Source organism: Mesorhizobium sp. P2_F7, assembly GCF_056403695.1.
The window spans coordinates 463162-481976 of the sequence record NZ_JBFUFA010000004.1 but is presented as its reverse complement, the minus strand read 5'-3'; the positions used below and the strand labels follow the sequence as shown (position 1 = coordinate 481976).

Annotated in this window: 17 protein-coding genes; 7 read left to right on the top strand and 10 right to left on the bottom strand. The window is 62.7% G+C overall.

Annotated elements, in window-relative coordinates:
• Positions 1-149 precede the first annotated feature (149 nt).
• The 4 genes from AC1DZ8_RS16420 (at position 150) to AC1DZ8_RS16405 (ending at position 5279) form a co-directional block, all read left to right on the top strand.
• Positions 150-1751, top strand: a complete 1602-nt coding sequence (locus AC1DZ8_RS16420; protein WP_477309272.1) for a class I SAM-dependent methyltransferase — start codon at positions 150-152, stop codon at positions 1749-1751.
• A gap of 428 nt (positions 1752-2179) precedes the next feature.
• Positions 2180-3157, top strand: a complete 978-nt coding sequence (locus tag AC1DZ8_RS16415; protein ID WP_477309271.1) for a right-handed parallel beta-helix repeat-containing protein — start codon at positions 2180-2182, stop codon at positions 3155-3157.
• Positions 3158-3368: 211 nt separating this feature from the next.
• Complete coding sequence (locus tag AC1DZ8_RS16410) at positions 3369-4580, top strand: NADP-dependent isocitrate dehydrogenase (RefSeq protein ID WP_477284648.1); 1212 nt, start codon at positions 3369-3371, stop codon at positions 4578-4580.
• 72 nt (positions 4581-4652) lie between these two features.
• Positions 4653-5279: a glutathione S-transferase family protein gene (locus AC1DZ8_RS16405; RefSeq protein WP_477309270.1), complete on the top strand. Its 627-nt coding sequence runs from the start codon at positions 4653-4655 to the stop codon at positions 5277-5279.
• A 21-nt stretch (positions 5280-5300) separates the two neighbouring features.
• Here the strand turns inward: AC1DZ8_RS16405 and AC1DZ8_RS16400 are convergent, their stop codons facing one another.
• The 4 genes from AC1DZ8_RS16400 to recA form a co-directional block, all read right to left on the bottom strand.
• Positions 5301-5774, bottom strand: a complete 474-nt coding sequence (locus AC1DZ8_RS16400; RefSeq protein WP_477309275.1) for a DUF2269 family protein — start codon at positions 5772-5774, stop codon at positions 5301-5303.
• Positions 5775-5776: 2 nt separating this feature from the next.
• Positions 5777-7090: an SDR family oxidoreductase gene (locus tag AC1DZ8_RS16395; protein WP_477401207.1), complete on the bottom strand. Its 1314-nt coding sequence runs from the start codon at positions 7088-7090 to the stop codon at positions 5777-5779.
• A gap of 10 nt (positions 7091-7100) precedes the next feature.
• A complete protein-coding gene (gene alaS, locus AC1DZ8_RS16390) occupies positions 7101-9767 on the bottom strand; it encodes an alanine--tRNA ligase (RefSeq protein WP_477309268.1) in 2667 nt (888 codons plus the stop codon).
• A 272-nt stretch (positions 9768-10039) separates the two neighbouring features.
• A complete protein-coding gene (gene recA, locus AC1DZ8_RS16385) occupies positions 10040-11140 on the bottom strand; it encodes a recombinase RecA (RefSeq protein ID WP_112561417.1) in 1101 nt (366 codons plus the stop codon).
• 284 nt (positions 11141-11424) lie between these two features.
• Between recA and AC1DZ8_RS16380 the strand changes: the two genes are divergently transcribed.
• Together AC1DZ8_RS16380 and AC1DZ8_RS16375 are read left to right on the top strand one after the other, a co-directional pair.
• Entirely contained in the window at positions 11425-12369 is a 945-nt protein-coding gene (locus AC1DZ8_RS16380) for a carbohydrate kinase family protein (protein ID WP_477309267.1), read from the top strand.
• Positions 12370-12439: 70 nt separating this feature from the next.
• Positions 12440-13357: a pseudouridine-5'-phosphate glycosidase gene (locus AC1DZ8_RS16375; RefSeq protein WP_477309266.1), complete on the top strand. Its 918-nt coding sequence runs from the start codon at positions 12440-12442 to the stop codon at positions 13355-13357.
• A gap of 232 nt (positions 13358-13589) precedes the next feature.
• Here the strand turns inward: AC1DZ8_RS16375 and AC1DZ8_RS16370 are convergent, their stop codons facing one another.
• Positions 13590-13913 (bottom strand): TfoX/Sxy family protein, encoded by a 324-nt coding sequence (locus AC1DZ8_RS16370; RefSeq protein ID WP_477309265.1) that lies wholly within the window; start codon positions 13911-13913, stop codon positions 13590-13592.
• Positions 13914-14004: 91 nt separating this feature from the next.
• On the opposite strand from AC1DZ8_RS16370, the gene AC1DZ8_RS16365 reads away from it, so the two are divergent.
• Positions 14005-14502, top strand: coding sequence for a GFA family protein (locus AC1DZ8_RS16365; protein WP_477309264.1), 498 nt, complete (start codon positions 14005-14007; stop codon positions 14500-14502).
• A gap of 33 nt (positions 14503-14535) precedes the next feature.
• Here the strand turns inward: AC1DZ8_RS16365 and sufA are convergent, their stop codons facing one another.
• The 5 genes from sufA to sufC form a co-directional block, all read right to left on the bottom strand.
• Positions 14536-14916: a Fe-S cluster assembly scaffold SufA gene (gene sufA, locus AC1DZ8_RS16360; protein WP_477309263.1), complete on the bottom strand. Its 381-nt coding sequence runs from the start codon at positions 14914-14916 to the stop codon at positions 14536-14538.
• 105 nt (positions 14917-15021) lie between these two features.
• Positions 15022-15414 (bottom strand): SUF system Fe-S cluster assembly protein, encoded by a 393-nt coding sequence (locus AC1DZ8_RS16355; RefSeq protein WP_192253517.1) that lies wholly within the window; start codon positions 15412-15414, stop codon positions 15022-15024.
• A gap of 5 nt (positions 15415-15419) precedes the next feature.
• Positions 15420-16661, bottom strand: a complete 1242-nt coding sequence (locus AC1DZ8_RS16350) for a cysteine desulfurase (RefSeq protein ID WP_477309262.1) — start codon at positions 16659-16661, stop codon at positions 15420-15422.
• Positions 16662-16764: 103 nt separating this feature from the next.
• Entirely contained in the window at positions 16765-18033 is a 1269-nt protein-coding gene (gene sufD / locus AC1DZ8_RS16345) for a Fe-S cluster assembly protein SufD (RefSeq protein ID WP_477401203.1), read from the bottom strand.
• Between the two features lie 19 nt (positions 18034-18052).
• Positions 18053-18808, bottom strand: coding sequence for a Fe-S cluster assembly ATPase SufC (gene sufC / locus AC1DZ8_RS16340; RefSeq protein ID WP_477309260.1), 756 nt, complete (start codon positions 18806-18808; stop codon positions 18053-18055).
• Positions 18809-18815 lie beyond the last annotated feature (7 nt).

The following is an 18815-nucleotide window of genomic DNA, read 5'->3' as shown; positions in this document are numbered from 1 at the left end:
TGATCTACAGCCAAGGGCCGACATCATCAGCCTTCGGCGTTTCATGAAAAGCGATCCATTTGATTCCCTGCGTCAGCCCTATTTTGCCATGGCATTTTCCGCATAAAGTGCCAGCACCCTGTTAGGTTACGTCAAAAGGAAATTGACCCTTGAACTATTTGGAAGCTTTGGGGTTGACCCATGAAACACTCCGGCCGGCCAATTATTGTGAGATCGGCTGCAGGCTAGGTCACAGCCTGGCATTGTCGACTGCCCCTGCCATCGGCGTCGATCCCAACTACGAGATCAAGGTGGCGTTGGCCACACCGACACGATTGTTCAATACCACCAGTGACAGCTTTTTTGCACAGGACGACGTGGCGCAAACTCTCGGCGCCCCTATCGATCTGGCCTTCATCGACGGCTTGCACCTTGTTGAATTCGCTTTGCGCGATTTCATGAATCTGGAGAAGCATGCCGCTGCGAATAGCGTCATTGCGATTGACGACCTCCTGCCGCAGCACATGGACTACACATCACGCGAACGAAATACCAGAATCTGGACCGGTGACGTCTATCGTCTGATACCGATTCTTCGGCACTACCGACCCGACCTCGAAATCCGAATCTATGACATCGAGATGAAAGGTTTCGGCTTAGTGAGCCAGCTCGATCCATCGTCGGGTGTGCTCGCCGCCAACTATGCTGCCATCGAAGCCGACATCCACGCAGGAAAATGGGCCTTCCCTACCGTGGAGGCTATCCGCGAGCACATGCAGCCGCGCTCCACGGACATGTTGGCTGGCGACCTTCAAGCTCTGGCGGCGTGGCGTGCGGGCAAAAGAGGCGTAGCCATCCGGTCGGCCTCGCAAACAATGCCTGCATTGCCGCAGCAAAGGCCGCGCCTCTCGGTCGTCATATGTGCCTATGAAATGCAGCGCGAGGCGCCCCGCACGATTCTGTCTGCGACAGCGCCTTACCAGAAGGGGCTGCGACAAGACGAATACGAAGTTATCGTCGTGGACAATGGTTCACGCACGCCGCTCACTTACGAAAACCTGCCGTCGAACGCGTCGATAGTGCGAGCGCCATCGCCTAGGCAGTCACCCGTGTTCGCGCTGAATTGGGCCGCTCGCGACATCGCGAAGGGGGACATATTGCTTCTTGCCATCGACGGCGCCCGCATCTTCTCTGAACGGCTGCTTGAGGAAAATCTGAAGGCACATGACAGGCTAGAGGACGCTTTCGTGTTTTCCCTAGCCTGGCATATTGGTCCTAAGGTGCAGACGGAGTCGGTGCCGGAAGGATATGGACCGGATATCGAAGATGCATCGATCAGTGCCTCGCGGTGGCCAGACGCGCCGGACGCGCTGTTCGGGATCTCAGTTTTCGCCGGATCCTCAGGCAATGGTTTCTTCAGCAACATCGCGGAAAGCAATTCCTTCTCGATGAGCCGAAAACTATTTAACCGGTACGGCGGCTTCGACGAACGTTTTACATCCCCTGGTGGCGGCCTCGCCAACTTGGAGATATTTCATCGCTACGTGACCCGCCCAGACGCGCGCAATGTCTGCCTGCTCAGCGAGGGGACGTTTCATCAGGTCCATGACTCCGTGGCTACTTCGGGCAAAACGAAATGGGATGTGTTTTCCCGCGAATACGAGGCCATTTTCGGCCGTCCTTATGCCGGTCCAGTCTACGACGCGTTCTACCAGGGAAAGCCGCGCGCCGCGGTGGTTCCATTCCTTTCGCAATCGCTCCAATGCCGATAGGCGGTCGCGGAGAAGTATAATGAAACGCAACTTCCGGATCTTCTTTACCCTAACTCCGAGCGGCACACGGATACGAGTGCATGGGCTCCAGCATCTAAATTAGGCGTTTTCGATGACCTTGCTGCGATTCGCCAATGGCATCGCTGCCAGGCCGTTCCGACCGACATCCAACTCCGTGCCCTATAACGCCGGCAGCTTTGTCATGTGCTGATCGGTCGCTTTTATTTGCAACCTTGCGTCGTATCGCTGGAAAATCAATTTAGAAAGGTATAATATCCGAATTGCTTGGGTTCTAAGTGTATTAGCAAATGGTAATTTGGCGACTGGACTGCGTCACGCATCCGTCCATTATCTGTATGCGCCCCAAGCATGTTTAACAGGTTCACCAGCCGGCAAGGGCTGCCGGCTAATCTTTTTAGGAGGGGCAAATGAAGATAGTACGGTTCTTCTTTTCATTCGCAATATTGATTCTGGCGTCGGGCTTCCTGATTGCGCCAGCTTCCGCGCAAGCTACGAGAACGTGGGTTTCCGGTGTTGGCGACGACGCCAATCCCTGCAGCCGCACGGCGCCTTGCAAGACCTTTGCCGGCGCGATTTCCAAGACGGCGACGGCAGGCGAAATCAACTGTCTCGATCCAGGCGGTTTCGGCACGGTCACCATCATCAAGTCGATCACCATCGACTGCTCGGAGACCCTTGGCGGCGTGCTATCAGCAGGCGTAAACGGCATTATCGTCAACACGCCCGCGGGCTCGGCGGTGCATCTCCGCGGTCTCGACATCAACGGCGTGAACACCGGCCTCGATGGGGTCCGCATGATCGGCCAGGGCCAGTTGCATATTGAGGACAGTGTCATCCAGGAGGTTACCAGCAACGGCGTCGAGTTTGCTCCCAATGCGGCCAGCGAGCTGTATATAACCAACACGCTGATTTCCGAGACTGGCGCTGAAGCTGTCCTGATCAAATCGACCGTTACCGCTGGAAGCAATTCCGTCCTTTCGCGCGTTGAGATTACAAACAGCGCCAGCGGCGTTGTTCTCGATGGTGCGGGTAACACTCTTCCGATGAACCTTACTCTGACAGACAGTATAGTGAGCGGTAACAGTGGCAATGGCGTTACCGTCAAGACCGTGGCCGCCGCATCGCAGGTGCGTGCGACGATTGTTAACTCTACGGTCAGTTCCAATGCGGGTGTTGGCGTTAATGCAAATGGTGCCGCCGCCAGCGGGGCAGGTAGTGCGATTGCGTTTCTCGGCGGTTCCACTGTTTTTGCCAATATCACAGGTGTCAGCAACACCGGCAGCGGCGTGGTTCAGTCTTTCAAAAGCAATATGATCTCCAGCAATGGGACCGACGGCACTCCGCTCACGGCATTCCCAGGCCCTGGCGGTACGCCCCTGCAATAAGTATCCGCCGCCGTCCACGGCAGCATCAACCGAGGCGATGCCCGCAGCTTTGAAAGGCTGTGGGCATCGCTTTTTCACGCATTTTCCGCGGCGCCGGTGTCTGGACACCGCACCTGGTTTGCACCGCAGGGATCGCTTTGCTATAGGCGGGGTTCCTGTCACGGCGGGGCCAACCCGCCTCACCCAACTTGTTGAACGAGGCATTCTTTCCATGGCGAAGATCAAGGTGGCGAACCCGGTCGTCGAACTCGACGGCGACGAGATGACCCGCATCATCTGGCAGTTCATCAAGGACAAGCTGATCCACCCTTATCTCGACCTCAAGCTTGAATATTACGACCTCGGCGTCGAGCACCGCGACGCCACCAACGACCAGGTGACCATCGATTCGGCCAACGCCATCAAGAAATGGGGCGTCGGCGTGAAATGCGCGACGATCACCCCCGACGAGCAGCGCGTCGAGGAATTCAAGCTGAAGAAGATGTGGAAGTCGCCGAACGGCACCATCCGCAACATCCTCGGCGGCACCATCTTCCGCGAGCCGATCATCATGAAGAACGTACCGCGCCTGGTGCCCGGCTGGACCAAGCCGATCATCGTCGGCCGCCACGCCTTCGGCGACCAGTACCGCGCCACCGATTTCCGCTTCCCCGGCAAGGGCAAGCTGACGATCAAGTTCGTCGGCGAGGACGGCAAGGTGATCGAGCATGACGTATACGACGCGCCCGGCGCCGGTGTCGCCATGGCCATGTACAATCTCGACGACTCGATCCGCGAATTCGCGCGCGCCTCGCTGAATTACGGCCTGCTGCGCAATTATCCGGTCTACCTCTCGACCAAGAACACCATCCTCAAAGCCTATGACGGCCGCTTCAAGGACATTTTCCAGGAAGTCTACGAGCAGGAATTCGAAGCCGAGTTCAAGTCGAAGAAGCTTTGGTACGAGCATCGGCTGATCGACGACATGGTGGCCTCCGCCCTGAAATGGTCTGGCGGCTATGTCTGGGCCTGCAAGAACTATGACGGCGACGTGCAGTCCGACACGGTGGCGCAAGGTTTTGGCTCGCTCGGCCTGATGACCTCGGTGCTGATGACGCCGGACGGCAAGACGGTGGAAGCCGAAGCCGCGCACGGCACAGTCACCCGCCACTACCGCCAGCACCAGAAGGGCGAGGAAACCTCGACCAATTCGATCGCGTCGATCTTCGCCTGGACGCGCGGGCTCGCCCACCGCGCAAAGCTCGACGACAATGCCGAATTGAAGCGGTTTGCCGACACGCTGGAGAAGGTCTGTATCCAGACGGTCGAGAGCGGCTTCATGACCAAGGACCTGTCGCTGCTGATCGGCCCCGACCAACCCTGGCTGTCGACCACCGGCTTCCTCGACAAGATCGACGAGAACCTGCAGAAGGCGATGGCATAAGCCGACAACGAAGGCTCCGAGATGAGCCTTCTTTTTTGGACGACAATGCGAGCAGCAGCGAAGGGCTGATCGATGACCAAGCCGATCCTCTATGGCGCTGATTACAGCGTCTATGTCCGCATCGCTCGGCTGACGCTCGCGGAAAAAGGCGTCGGCTATGAGTTGGTGCCTCTCGACATCTTCGCGGCCGAGGGCATTCCGGCCTGGTATCTGGAGCGTCACCCGTTCGGCCGCATTCCGGCCTTCGAGCATGACGGCTTTCGCCTGTTCGAGACCAGCGCAATCGCCCGCTATGTCGACGAGGCGTTCGACGGTCCGGCGCTGCAGCCGAAAGACCCGCACGGCCGAGCAACCGTGAACCAGATCACCGGCATGCTCGACGCCTATGGCTACAGGTCGATGGTCTGGGATGTCGCCGTCGAGCGGCTGGAGAAGGAGGCGCCCGACGAGGCGCTGATCTCCAACGGACTGCGCCAGGCCGAAACGGTGCTCAAAGTACTGACCGCCCTCAAAGCGCCCGGGCCTTGGTTGCTGGGCGATCTGCTGACGCTGGCCGACCTGCATGCAGCAGCCATCATCGCCTATTTCCTCAAGGCTCCCGAGGGGCAAAAGCTGCTCGCTGACTTCGCCGCTATCCAGGCCTGGTGGGACCGAATTGCTACCCGGCAGGCCGTTGCCGTGACCGAAAAGGCCGATTGAGCAGCCGCAGATGACGGCGGGCTAAAACGCTATTGCCGGCCTTGTGACCATCAACCAGAGAATGGCAAGCACGGCGGCGAAAGCCGGGAAGCCGAGCGCAAACCAGATGCGAAACAGGCGCTTTTCCTCTGGCGGAAGCGGCGCGTTTTCGCTGGCCGCCTTTCGCGCCAGGTTGCGGATCCGGATCTGAATCCAGACCACCGGCAGCCAGAACAGGCCGGTCACGACATAGAGCAGCAGGGACAGCACGATCCAGCCCTCGGAGAGCGGCCAGCCGATTGCTTGCGCCAAAAGCACGCCGGTGATGGGCTGGACGATGACGGCGGTCGCCGTGAAAACGGAGTCGGCGATGACGACCGTGCCGGCGACATGGGCGACGATGTCGGCGCGACCCGTGCGCTGCGCCATCAGCATGAAGAAGGCGATGCCGGCGCCGGTGCCGAACAGAACCGTGGCGCCGATGATATGCAGCCAGCGCAGGAGGTCGGCCCACATGCTCATCGCTCGTCCAATATCGCGAGGGCCACCAGGGCAAGGCACAGTGCGGGAACAGCCTTGACCATCGCCCCCAACGGATCGAGCCACAGATCGGGCGCAAGTGCGGTTGCTGCGCCAAGATAAGCCAAGGTAATGGCAATCATCCCCAGCAGCGCGAGGCGCGCCAAGGACCGCACGAGAACTGCGGCGCCGACAGCGATGTCGGCGACACTTCCAGCCAGCACCATTACGAGTGCGAGCGTGGGCGACAGACCATGCGAGACCAGAATGCCGGCAGCCGCATCGTGCCTAGCAAAGCCGACAATGCCGGAGATCAGCCAGAACAGCGAGAGGACACCGAACACGGCCGGTTTCAGCAGCCAGAGGCGGGCGAACCAGCGCTCCTGGACATGAGCGGGCATGGCGGCCAGCGTTGCCTCCAGCGGCTGCAGTTGTTGATCCGAAATCTCGTTCCAGGATTTGGCATTGCCGGTCACGCCGCGCGCCAGGGCGGCAAGGGCGGCGCTGCGCAGAGGCGATCGCCAGCCGAGCAGGCCAAGGCCATCGGCAAAGACACCCGCGATCCGGCCGAGAAACGCCGGCATTGGCACCACACGAGCAGGCGGCAGGCCGAGCCAGGCCCGGAAGGCAACCAGCACATCGGCGAGCGAGCGCGGCTCGGCTTCAACGAGATCGACGGAAAGACGCGGCGGCAGGGATCCGGCAACTCCATGCGATACGGCTTCGGCAACATCAGTGCCGGCCACGGTCTGGATCGGCTGGCGCGCCATCACGGCAGGAATGAACCCGGGAAAGGCCGCAAGGGCGCGCAAAAGCGCCGTGCCGCCATAGGCGGCGGGCGCGATCACCAGGCCCGGGCGCAGGATGGTCCAGTCCAGCGAGGAGTTTGCGACGGCCCTGTCGCCTTCACCTTTGGTGCTGAAGAAAGCATCTGATGAGGTGGGATCGGCACCGATGGCGGAGATCTGCACGATGCGGCTGACACCGGCCTGTTCGCAGGCGGTGACCAGCGCCACGACCGCGCCGCGATGGATGGCGTCGAGGCGGTCGCGTGGGCCGTCCTGCAAGGCGCCTGCGGCATTCACCACCGCATCCAAGCCGGCGACCAGCGGCAGCCAGTCTTCAGCGGCCAGCAGCCGGGCCATGTCGGCCGCGACCCAGCGCACCGCAGGCCAGCGCCGTTCGGCGTCCCTGATATCGCGACCCAGGCCGGTTACCTGATGCCCGTCGCCAAGCAGGCGCTCGACGACGGCTTCGCCGATCAGTCCATAGCCGCCGAGGACGAGCACCTTCTTGGCAGGACGATCGGGCATGGGATGGCTATCAGGCTGCCTCCACCGCCGCCCTGACCGCGGCGATCGCATCATTGGCCTTCGAGGCATCCGGACCGCCGGCCTGAGCCATATCAGGCCGTCCGCCGCCGCCCTGCCCGCCCAAGGCGGCCGAGGCGACGCGCACCAGGTCGACGGCGCTGAAGCGGCCGACGAGGTCGTCGGTGACGGCGACGACGACGCTTGCCTTGTTGTCCTCACCGGCGCCGACAAAGACCACGACACCGGAGCCAAGCGAGGTCTTGCCGGCATCGGCCAGCGGCTTCAGATCTTTTGGCGAGACGCCGGAGACCGCCTTGCCGAGGAAGCCGACCCCGGCCACCGTCTCGTTCTCGGACGGAGCACCTGCAGCAGCACCGCCGCCCAGCGCCAGTTTCTTGCGCGCCTCGCTCAGTTCCTTTTCGAGCTTCTTGCGCTCCTCGAGCAGCGTCTCGACACGCGCCGGCACATCGGCCGGCGATATCTTCAGCACGGCTGCCGTCGCCTTCAGACGCCTGTCCTGCTCGTCGAGATGTTTGCGCGCGGCTTCCCCGGTCAGCGCCTCAATGCGGCGCACGCCGGCGGCGACCGCGCTGTCGGAGACGACGCGGACCAGACCGATATCGCCGGTCGCCCGGACATGGGTGCCGCCGCAGAGTTCGACTGAATAGGGCCGGTTGGCCTTGGCGCCATGCAGGCCGGTGCCCATCGACACGACGCGCACCTCGTCACCATATTTCTCGCCGAACAGCGCCATGGCGCCCTCGGCGATGGCGTCGTCGACCGACATCAGGCGCGTCGTCACCGGGCTGTTCTGGACGACGATTTCGTTGGCCATGCGCTCGACCTCTTCGAGGTCTTCCGCCGAGATCGGCTTGTTGTGCGAGATATCGAAGCGCAGCCGCTCGGGCGCTACCAGCGAGCCCTTCTGCGCGACATGGGTGCCCAGCACCTCGCGCAGCGCCTCGTGGATCAGATGCGTCGCGGAGTGGTTGGCGCGCAACCGGGTGCGGCGCGCATGGTCGACCTTGAGCTCGACCGCGGCACCCGTCTTGACCGTGCCGCTCACCACCTTGCCCAGATGCACGAACAGCCCGTCGGCCTTCTTCTGCGTGTCCGAGACCTCGATCGAGAACCCCTCGCCGGAGATCACGCCGGTGTCGCCCATCTGGCCGCCGGACTCGCCATAGAACGGCGTCTGGTTGACGACCACCGCCACCGCATCGCCCTTTCCGGCGCTGTCGACGGTCTTGCCGTCCTTGACCAGCGCCTGGACGAGGCCTTCCGCAGCTTCAGTCTCGTAGCCGAGGAATTCGGTGGCGCCCGCCTGCTCGCGCACCGAAAACCAGATGGTCTCGGTGGCCGCATCGCCGGAACCAGCCCAGTGCTTGCGCGCCTCCGCCTTCTGCTGCTCCATCGCATGGGTGAAGCCGGCAAGGTCGACCGAGATGCTGCGCTGGCGCAGCGCATCCTGCGTCAAATCGAGCGGGAAGCCGTAGGTGTCGTAGAGCTTGAAGGCGGTCTCGCCATCCAGCATGTCACCGGCATGCAGCGTTTCGGTCGCCTCCGAAAGCAGGCCGAGGCCGCGCACGAGCGTCTTGCGGAAGCGGGTCTCCTCGAGCTTCAGCGTCTCGGTGATCAGCTGTTCGCCGCGCAGCAGCTCGGGATAGGCCTGGCCCATCTCGCGCACCAGCGCCGGCACCAGCTTCCACATCAGCGGTTCCTTGGCGCCGAGCAGCTGCGCATGGCGCATGGCGCGGCGCATGATGCGGCGCAGCACATAGCCGCGGCCTTCGTTGGACGGCAGCACGCCGTCGGCGACCAGGAAGGAGGACGAGCGCAAATGGTCGGCAATGACGCGGAAGGAGGCGACCGTCTCCTTGTCGGGCCCCTGGCCGAGCGCCGACGACGCCGCATCGATCAGATGGCGGAACAGATCGGTTTCAAAGACGCTCTCCACGCCTTGCAGGATCGACGCCATGCGCTCCAGGCCCATGCCGGTGTCGATCGACGGCCGCGGCAGGTCGATGCGCTCTTCCTTGGTGACCTGCTCATACTGCATGAACACCAGGTTCCAGAATTCAAGAAAACGGTCGCCATCCTCTTCCGGGCTGCCGGGAGGGCCGCCCCAGATGTGCTCGCCGCGGTCGATGAAAATCTCCGAGCACGGACCGCATGGCCCGGTGTCGCCCATCGCCCAGAAATTGTCGGATGTCGGGATGCGGATGATGCGGTCGTCGGAAAAGCCGGCGATCTTTTTCCAGAAGCCGGCCGCCTCATCATCGGTGTGATAGACGGTGACCAAGAGCTTGTCCTTGTTCAGCCCGAACTCCTTGGTGATCAGGTTCCAGGCAAGCTCGATGGCGCGCTCCTTGAAATAATCGCCGAAGGAGAAGTTGCCGAGCATCTCGAAGAAGGTCAAATGGCGTGCGGTGTAGCCGACATTGTCGAGGTCGTTGTGCTTGCCGCCGGCGCGCACGCTCTTCTGCGCGGTCGTGGCGCGCGAATAGGGCCGCTTCTCCAGGCCGGTGAAGACGTTCTTGAACTGCACCATGCCGGCATTGGTGAACATCAATGTCGGGTCGTTACGCGGCACCAGCGGGCTTGAGGCGACGACCTCGTGGCCTTCCTTGCGGAAATAGTCGAGAAATGTCGACCGGATGTCGTTCACGCCACTCATGACTGCTGCCTTTTCGCGAAAACCGCCGGCACGGCCGGCGGAAACTGGTCTCTGCTTTTAGAAGATCGACTTGGCCTTTTAGCGGGCAGGCTTCACCCTGTCCAGAAACACGGAATTGGGCCAATCCTGCAGCCGCCAGGCCGGCTCCACGCCTGCCCAAAAACGAAAACCGCCGGCGCGAAGGCCGGCGGTTTGGAACGCGATACTAAGGAACTCTGTTACTTAAGCATCAGATAATGGACCGGATTTATGGCCGAACTCTGGCAGCTGCCTTACATGGCGCCGGATTCTTCCTCGAAGCCGTCGTCTTCGCCGCGCTCGGGGCCGCCATTCTCGAGGAACTTTTCTGCAATCAGCCCGGCATTCTGCCTGAGCGCCAGTTCGATCTCGCGCGCCGTGTCGGGATTGTCGCGCAGGAACAGTTTGGCGTTCTCGCGGCCCTGGCCGAGGCGCTGCGAATTGTAGGAGAACCAGGCGCCTGACTTCTCGACCACGCCGGCCTTGACGCCGAGGTCGACCAGTTCGCCGGTCTTGGACACGCCCTCGCCATACATGATGTCGAACTCGACCACCTTGAAGGGCGGTGCCAGCTTGTTCTTGACCACCTTGACGCGGGTCTGGTTGCCGACGACCTCGTCGCGGTCCTTGACCGAGCCGATGCGGCGGATGTCGAGACGCACCGAAGCGTAGAATTTCAGCGCGTTGCCGCCGGTCGTGGTTTCTGGCGAACCGAACATGACGCCGATCTTCATGCGGATCTGGTTGATGAAGATAACCATGGTGTTGGAGCGCGAGATCGAGGCGGTCAGCTTGCGCAGCGCCTGGCTCATCAAACGCGCCTGCAGGCCGGGTAGCGAATCGCCCATTTCGCCCTCGATTTCAGCGCGCGGCGTCAGTGCCGCAACCGAATCGACCACCAGCACGTCGATGGCGCCGGAACGCACCAGCGTGTCGCAAATCTCCAGCGCCTGCTCGCCGGTGTCCGGCTGTGAGATCAGCAGGTTTTCGAGGTCGACGCCAAGCTTGCGGGCATAGACCGGGTCCAGCGCATGTTCGGCATCGACAAAGGCGCAGATGCCGCCCTTCTTCTGAGCTTCGGCAACTGTGTGCAACGCCAGCGTGGTCTTGCCCGAGCTTTCCGGCCCATAGATCTCGACGATGCGGCCCCGCGGCAGGCCGCCGACGCCAAGCGCGATGTCGAGGCCGAGCGATCCGGTCGGCACGGTTTCGATCTCGACGACCTGCTCATTGGCGCCCAGCCGCATGATCGAGCCCTTGCCGAAGGCGCGCTCGATTTGCGACAGCGCCGCGTCCAGAGCCTTTGATTTGTCCACCGCTTTGTCCTCTACAAGCCGCAAAGAATTCTGAGCCATGATACATCACCCCTTGGTCGTCAATGAAGGCCGGACAATCCGTAATCCCTGCCCCAGTTTGTACCTTTTTTGTTCTCGTTTGGCAAGAGGGGTCAAATATCTGAAAAGCAATCTTTATCCGGATTTGTTCTTTTTTTGTCTCATGGTTTGGTTTTCGGGCGCGCCCCGCATTGGGCCAAGCGCTCCGGCGGTTTGGCTCCGCCCGAATCGCTGGCTTGCCTGCGAAGCTCCGCCGCACAGCCTAGCGCTTGTATGGTTCGAATAACAAAGGTCATATCGCCCGCATGGTGAAATCTGCAAAAATCCTCGCGGTGGGCGGCGCCCATATCGACCGGCGCGGCCAGGTGTCGGGCGCCTACGTGCCGGCGGCGTCCAACCCCGGCACGATGCGCGAGGATGTCGGTGGCGGCGTCTTCAACGCGCTGCGCAGCCTTGCGCGGCTGGGCGTCTCGGCCTCGCTGATGTCGATGCGCGGCGGCGATGCGGCGGGCGAGACGGTGTCGCGCGCTATCGCAGATGCCGGCATTGCCGATCTGTCGGCGGTGTTCCTCGACCGCACGACGCCGAGCTACACCGCGCTCATAGACCGCGACGGGGAGCTGATCACCGGCTTTGCCGACATGGCGCTCTACGACCTGGCGTTTCCCAAGCAGCTCCGCCGCTCCAAGGTTCGCGAGGTGGTCGCCGAGGCCGACGCGGTGCTGTGCGACGCCAATCTGCCGTCATCGGCGCTGGAGCGGCTGGTGGGGCTCGCTGCCGGCAAGCCGGTCTACGCCATCGCCATTTCGCCAGCCAAGGTGGTGCGGCTGATACCCGTGCTGAAGGAGCTCGCGCAGGTCTTCATGAACCGGCGCGAGGCCATGGTGCTGGCCGGTGTCGGCGCCAATGCCACCGAGCGCGAGACCGTCGACGGTTTGCGCTGCAGCGGCCTCAGGAGTGGCGTGGTGACAGCCGGCGATGGCCCGGTGCTGGGCTTCGACGAAGCCGGCGCCTTCTCGATCCTGCCGCCGGCGCCGAGAAAGGTCGCCGACGTCACCGGCGCCGGCGATGCGCTGGCCGGTGCCACCATCGCTGCCCTGCTGCGCGGCCTGCCCCTGCGCCAGGCCCTGCGCGAAGGCGTGGCCGCCGCAACGCTCGCCATCGAAAGCGCGGACGCGGTGCCGGCCTTCACCACCGCGACCTTTGCCGAGGCGCTGGCTCTTGTGCCCGACGCGCAGGAAATGGCATGAGGGCGGCCAATTGCCATTGCCGGAGCGCGCCGTCCAAGGGGACGGGCGGCGCGCCGGACCGGAGACCGTCATGACCCCGCAAAGCGCCCGCCCCTTCATCGACATCCACCCACCGGTGGCCGACGCGCTTGCCGCCGGCCGGCCGGTGGTGGCGCTGGAGAGTACCATCATCACCCATGGCATGCCCTATCCCGACAATGGCGCCATGGCCGCCAATGTCGAGAAGATCATTTTGGACCATGGCGCGGTGCCGGCGACGATCGCCGTGGTTGCCGGCCGCATCAAGATCGGGCTGTCCGACGGCGAGCGCGAATCGCTGGCGATGACCGGCGACGCCATGAAGCTGTCGCGCGCCGATCTCGGCTTTGCGGTTGCTGAGGGTCGCACCGGCGGCACCACGGTCGCCGCCACCATGATCGCGGCTGACATGGTCGGGATCATGGTGTTCGCCACCGGCGGCATTGGCGGCGTCCACAAAGGCGCGGAAAAAAGCTTCGACATCTCGGCCGACCTGGACGAGCTGGCGCGCACGCCGGTCATCGTCGTCTCGGCCGGCGCCAAGGCCATCCTCGACATCGAAAAGACGCTGGAGGTGCTGGAAACGCGCGGCGTGCCGGTGATCGGCCATGGCTGCGAAACCATGCCCGCCTTCTGGTCGCGCCAGTCGCGCTTCCGCGCGCCGCTGACGCTGCACAAGCCCGAAGAGATCGCGCATTTCTACAAGACCCGGGCGGCGCTGGGGCTCGGCGGCGGCATGCTGATCGCCAATCCGGTGCCGCAGGATGACGAAATCCCGGCCGACGAGATGGCCGGCTACATCGAGGCCGCGCAGAAGGCGGCGGAGGCGCAGAATGTGACCGGCAAGGCCGTGACGCCGTTCCTGCTGGGAAAAATCCTCGAACTGACCGGCGGCCGGAGTTTGAAGACCAACATTGCGCTGGTCGAGAACAATGCGCGGCTGGCGGCGAAGATCGCGAAGGCGCTGTAGGGATTGGCGTTCGGCAATGCATGCCAAGCGCGACCGCCGCGATCCTTCACACCCCCCTCTGTCCTGCCGGACATCTCCCCCTCAAGGGGGGAGATTGGATGTCATCGCGGCCTTCGCCAATCTTCAACGGAGAAGCGGAGCACAGAAGCTGCTAATCTCCCCCCTTGAGGGGGAGATGGCCGGCAGGCCAGAGGGGGGTGCTGTCCCGCCCAGCGTTCCCAGTTATTGGGCGTTACTTCCCCGCCCGCCGTCCCGCCTCATAGGCCCGGCGCGCCCACACCCGCATCTCGTCGGGATCATCAAACGCGTCGTCGGGAATGCTCCAATACGGCATCGCGACCAGCTTGCCGTGGCGGGTGCCGGTGTAGGTCCATTGCTTGCAGCCGGCGGCTTCGAAGTCGGGCGCGCTTTGCTCGTCGGCCTTGAGCAGCAATTCGCCGCGCAGCACGATGGCGACGATGACACCGTCGAAATAGATGCCCTTGCCGCCGAACAGCCTGCGGATCGAGACCGGGCCGAGGCCCTCGAACAGTTCGGCGATGCGTTCATTGTCCATGCCGCGATCATGTCACCGGGATTTGGCCTTGTCATCGCCGCAACCAAAACCATGCTGACAGGTTGAGAACGAGATTCGTCGGAGTTTTGCCATGCCGCTTCTGCTCAAAGGGTCCTGCCGCTGCGATGCCGTCCATTTCGAGGTGGAAAGCCACACGCCGGTGCCGTTCATGCTGTGCTACTGCTCGATCTGCCGCAAGCAGCAGGGCGGCGGCGGCTTCGCCATCAATCTCGGCGCCAACTACGAGACACTGAAGATCAAGGGGAAGCGCGACCTCGGCGTGTTTCGCGCCGAGATCCAGGATGACGAGCACCCCACGTGCGAGATTTCGACCGGCGAGCGCAATTTCTGCAAGAAATGCGGCTCGGCGCTGTGGCTCTACGATCCGACCTGGCCGGAACTGGTGCACCCTTTCGCCTCGGCGATCGACAGCGAGCTGCCGAAGCCGCCGGAAAAGGTGCATCTGATGCTGAAATACAAAGCGAACTGGGTCGAGCCGGAGATCGGCAGACAAGACAAGGCGTTCGACGCCTATCCCGAGGAATCGATCGCCGACTGGCACAAGCGGACGAAGATGTGGGTGAAGTAGCCTTCGTCGTCCCGTAAACGGGGCGAGGGAAGATCAGGCCGACTCGCGCGCTTCGGCCAGCTTCTTCAAATCCGCCGGCTTCAGCTCGACCGATTCGCCGCAGCCGCAGGCCGAACTCTGGTTCGGGTTGTGGAAGGTGAAGCCGGTGCGCAGCGTCGTCTGTTCGAAATCCATCTCGGTGCCGAACAGGAAAAGCGCCGCTTCCGGGGCGACATAGACATGGGCACCGTCGCGCTCGATGTGGTCGTCCTTGGTGTTGGGCTCGGTCACCAGGTCGACCGTGTATTCCATGCCGGCGCAGCCGCCTTTTTTGATGCCGAGGCGAATGCCATGCGCGTTGTCACGCGTAGCAACGATCTCGCGCACCCGGTCGGCGGCCTTTTCGGTCATCGTGATGACGGCGAAGCGTCCCATTCTTTTTCCTCTTCCATTCCATGCAGGTTCAAGGCCTGCCGAATGATTCCTCACCTAAAATGGTGAAGTTTTACCACTGGTGCAAGTGCGCCAGTCTCTACCGGGCTAGTACCAGCCGACCGCCACCTGCGCCTCTTCCGACATGCGGTCGGGCGACCAGGGCGGGTCGAAGGTCATGTTGACCTCGACGCCTGACACGCCTTCGACGGCGCCGACAGCGTTCTCCACCCAGCCCGGCATTTCGCCGGCCACCGGGCAGCCGGGCGCGGTCAGCGTCATGTCGATCTTGACCGAGCGGTCGTCCTCGATGTCGATCCGGTAGATCAGGCCGAGTTCGTAGATGTCGGCCGGGATTTCCGGGTCATAGACCGTCTTCAGCGCCGAGACGATATCGTCGGTCAGCCGCGCCAGTTCATCGGCCGGAATGGTCGAAGCGGAAACTAGCGGATTGATGGCTGCTTCCGGCGCGGTCTCTGTGGTGTGGCTCGCATCATCCATGGTCGTCATCCAAAGAACTTGCGCGCTTTTTCAAGCGCTTCGGCCAAAGCGTCGACTTCGGCCCTGGTATTATACATGCCGAACGATGCCCTGCATGTGGAGGTTACGCCAAAGCGTTTCAACAGCGGCTGGGCGCAATGGGTGCCGGCGCGGACCGCCACGCCCTGCCTGTCTATCACCATCGACACGTCATGGGCATGAATACCCTGCAATTCGAAGGAAATGATGGCGCCTTTGCCCGGCGCGTCGCCGAAGACGCGCAGCGAGTTGATCGCGCGCAGCCGCTCATGCGCATAGGTCTTGAGATCGGTCTCATGCGCGGCGATGCGCTCGCGGCCGATTTTTTCCATGTATTCCAGCGCTGCACCGAGACCGATCGCCTGGACGATCGGCGGCGTGCCGGCCTCGAAACGGTGCGGTGGGTCGTTGTAGGTGACGATGTCTTCCGTCACCTCCTCGATCATCTCGCCGCCGCCCATGAAGGGGCGCATGCCCGAGAGAATGTCCTTCTTTCCGTAGAGCACACCGATGCCGGAGGGGCCATAGACCTTGTGGCCGGTGAAGACGAAGAAGTCGCAGTCGAGGTCCTGGACGTCGATCGGCATATGCACGGCGCTCTGGCTGCCGTCGACCAGCACCGGAATGCCACGGGCATGGGCGATGCGCACGATCTCCTTGATCGGCGTCACCGTGCCCAGCGCATTCGACATATGGGTGATGGCGACGAGCTTGGTCTTGTCGGTCAGGCGCTTTTCGAATTCCTCGATATGGAAGACGCCGAGATCGTCGACCGGCACCCAGACCAGCTTGGCGCCCTGCCGCTCGCGGATGAAATGCCATGGCACGATGTTGGAGTGATGCTCCATGATCGACAGCACGATCTCGTCGCCCGCGCCGATGTTGGGCATGCCATAGCCGTAGGCGACGGTGTTGATGGCGGCCGTCGTGTTCGAGGTGAAGACGATGTTGTCGGTGCTTGGTGCATTGAGAAAACGACGGACCGTCTCGCGCGCCTTTTCATAGGCATCGGTCGCCGCGTTGGACAGGAAATGCAGGCCGCGATGGACGTTGGCGTATTCCTGGGAATAGGCGTGCTGGATCGTATCCAGCACCACCTGCGGCTTCTGTGCCGAGGCGCCATTGTCGAGATAGACGAGCGGTTTGCCATAGACTTCGCGCGACAGGATCGGGAAGTCGCGGCGGATTGCCTCGACGTCGTAGGGGGTGTTTTCGACTTTCTGGTCCATTACAAGCTCTCTTGAGGCACCGCCTCACTTCGTCACGCACCCCTCATCCGTCTCGGCGCTGCGCGCCGATCCACCTTCTCCCACAAGGGGAGAAGGTCATGCGCTACCCATGCGCCAAGAACCACTCGTCCAGCCTTGTTTCCAGGGCCTCGACGATCGTCTCGTCGTCCAGTTCCTCGATCACTTCGGCGACGAACGCCTTTACCAGCAGACCACGCGCGCTCTTTTCGTCGATGCCGCGCGCCATCAGATAGAACAGGTGGTTGTGGTCGATCTCGGTGACGGTGGCGCCGTGGCCGCAGACGACGTCGTCGGCGAAGATTTCCAGCTCCGGCTTGGTCGAGAACTCACCGTCGTCCGACAGCAGCAGCGTGTTGCAGGCCATCTTGGCGTTGGTCTTCTGCGCATACTGATGGACGTTGATACGGCCCTGGAAGACGCCACGCGCCTTGCCGGTCACCACATTGCGGATCACTTCCGTCGAGGTCGTGTGCGGCACGGCATGGTCGAGCACCATGGTCACGTCGGTATGGGTGTCGCCGGCCAGAAGGTTGATGCCGCGCAGCTTGAAGTCGGCGCCTTCGCCCGTTGTCCGAACCACGATCTCCTGGCGCACGAGCTTGCCGCCGGCATTCATGAAGAACAGCGTCAGCTTCGAATTCTTGCCGAGATGCGCCTTGAACTGGGCAAGATGCGTGGCCGTTTCCGGCTGTTCCTGCACGATCAGCCAGGTTACCTCGGCGCCTTCGCCGAGCACCAGCTGGCTGACCGAACTGCCCAGTGCCGCCCCCTCGCCGGCCTGACGCTCGACGATAGCAGCTTTGGCGCCGGCGCCGACACGCACGGGGAAGCGCACATGGGCCTGGCCGCCGGCCTGCAGGTTCTGCAATTCGATCGGCTTTTCCAGTGCTGCGCCATCGGCGATGTCGACGAAATAGCCGTCGGCGACAAAGGCGGTGTTCAGCGCACCGATGGCGTCATCGCTGCCATAGGGGTCGAGGCCTGGTGCAATCGAGCCATCGGTCAGCTTTTCCGACAGGCGCTGGACGGTCACGCCCTCGATGGCGGGGAATTTCGCATTCGAGACGCCGTTCAGCACGGCCAGGACGGCGGAGCCTTCGACGATAGGCGCGAGCGCCTTGGTGGCGGCCGTGGAATCGAAAGCCGGCACCGTCGTCAGCAGCCGGCGCAGGTCCGTATAGTGCCAGGATTCCAGGCGCCGGGTCGGCAGGCCGTGCTTGATCGCCTCGATGGCGTCGTCGCGCTTCAGCGTCACCGCGCCGTCGCCCGGCAGCAGCGACAGCCGCTCGCCGAAGGCGTCGATCAGCGCGGTTTCAGCCTGGGTGCGCTGGGGTGTCGAGTGCATGTTCATAAGCTTCGCCTCTGGCATCTCACGCGGCTTCGCCGATCACGCCGGCATAGCCATTGGCCTCGAGATCGAGCGCCAGCGACTTGTCGCCGGACTTGATCACCTGACCTTTGTAGAGGACGTGCACACTGTCCGGCACGATGTGCTCGAGCAGGCGCTGGTAATGGGTGATGACGATGATGGCGCGGTCGGGCGAGCGCAGCGCATTGACGCCGTCGGAGACGATCTTTAGCGCATCGATGTCGAGGCCGGAATCGGTCTCGTCGAGCACGCAGAGTTTCGGCTCGAGCAGCTTCATCTGCAGGATCTCGGCGCGCTTCTTCTCGCCGCCGGAGAAGCCGACATTGAGCGGCCGCTTCAGCATCGCCATGTCCATGTTGAGCGAAGCCGCCGCTTCCTTCACCCGCTTCAGAAATTCCGGGATCTTCAGCGGTTCCTCGCCGCGCGCCTTGCGCTGCTCGTTCATCGCCACTTTCAGGAATTCCATGGTCGCGACGCCTGGTATCTCCATCGGATACTGGAAGGCGAGGAAGATGCCGGCAGTGGCGCGCTCGGCCGGATCCATTTCCAGGATCGACTGGCCGTTGTAGAGGATGTCGCCTTCGGTGACCTCATAATCCTCGCGGCCGGCGAGGATGTAGGACAGCGTCGACTTGCCCGAGCCGTTCGGGCCCATGATGGCGGCGACCTCGCCGGCTTTCACCGTCAGGTTGAGGCCGCGGATGATCTCGGTGCCGTCATCGACGATGCGGGCATGCAGGTTTCTGATTTCAAGCATTCTTTTC

What these genes read in the sequence shown, in the direction of transcription:
- AC1DZ8_RS16415 (WP_477309271.1), top strand. Translation starts at nt 2,180, where the DNA reads ATGAAGATAGTACGGTTCTTCTTTTCATTCGCAATATTGATTCTGGCG.
- AC1DZ8_RS16410 (WP_477284648.1), top strand. Translation starts at nt 3,369, where the DNA reads ATGGCGAAGATCAAGGTGGCGAACCCGGTCGTCGAACTCGACGGCGAC.
- AC1DZ8_RS16405 (WP_477309270.1), top strand. Translation starts at nt 4,653, where the DNA reads ATGACCAAGCCGATCCTCTATGGCGCTGATTACAGCGTCTATGTCCGC.
- AC1DZ8_RS16400 (WP_477309275.1), bottom strand. Translation starts at nt 5,774, where the DNA reads ATGTGGGCCGACCTCCTGCGCTGGCTGCATATCATCGGCGCCACGGTT.
- AC1DZ8_RS16395 (WP_477401207.1), bottom strand. Translation starts at nt 7,090, where the DNA reads ATGCCCGATCGTCCTGCCAAGAAGGTGCTCGTCCTCGGCGGCTATGGA.
- alaS (WP_477309268.1), bottom strand. Translation starts at nt 9,767, where the DNA reads ATGAGTGGCGTGAACGACATCCGGTCGACATTTCTCGACTATTTCCGC.
- recA (WP_112561417.1), bottom strand. Translation starts at nt 11,140, where the DNA reads ATGGCTCAGAATTCTTTGCGGCTTGTAGAGGACAAAGCGGTGGACAAA.
- AC1DZ8_RS16380 (WP_477309267.1), top strand. Translation starts at nt 11,425, where the DNA reads ATGGTGAAATCTGCAAAAATCCTCGCGGTGGGCGGCGCCCATATCGAC.
- AC1DZ8_RS16375 (WP_477309266.1), top strand. Translation starts at nt 12,440, where the DNA reads ATGACCCCGCAAAGCGCCCGCCCCTTCATCGACATCCACCCACCGGTG.
- AC1DZ8_RS16370 (WP_477309265.1), bottom strand. Translation starts at nt 13,913, where the DNA reads ATGGACAATGAACGCATCGCCGAACTGTTCGAGGGCCTCGGCCCGGTC.
- AC1DZ8_RS16365 (WP_477309264.1), top strand. Translation starts at nt 14,005, where the DNA reads ATGCCGCTTCTGCTCAAAGGGTCCTGCCGCTGCGATGCCGTCCATTTC.
- sufA (WP_477309263.1), bottom strand. Translation starts at nt 14,916, where the DNA reads ATGGGACGCTTCGCCGTCATCACGATGACCGAAAAGGCCGCCGACCGG.
- AC1DZ8_RS16355 (WP_192253517.1), bottom strand. Translation starts at nt 15,414, where the DNA reads ATGGATGATGCGAGCCACACCACAGAGACCGCGCCGGAAGCAGCCATC.
- AC1DZ8_RS16350 (WP_477309262.1), bottom strand. Translation starts at nt 16,661, where the DNA reads ATGGACCAGAAAGTCGAAAACACCCCCTACGACGTCGAGGCAATCCGC.
- sufD (WP_477401203.1), bottom strand. Translation starts at nt 18,033, where the DNA reads ATGAACATGCACTCGACACCCCAGCGCACCCAGGCTGAAACCGCGCTG.
- sufC (WP_477309260.1), bottom strand. Translation starts at nt 18,808, where the DNA reads ATGCTTGAAATCAGAAACCTGCATGCCCGCATCGTCGATGACGGCACC.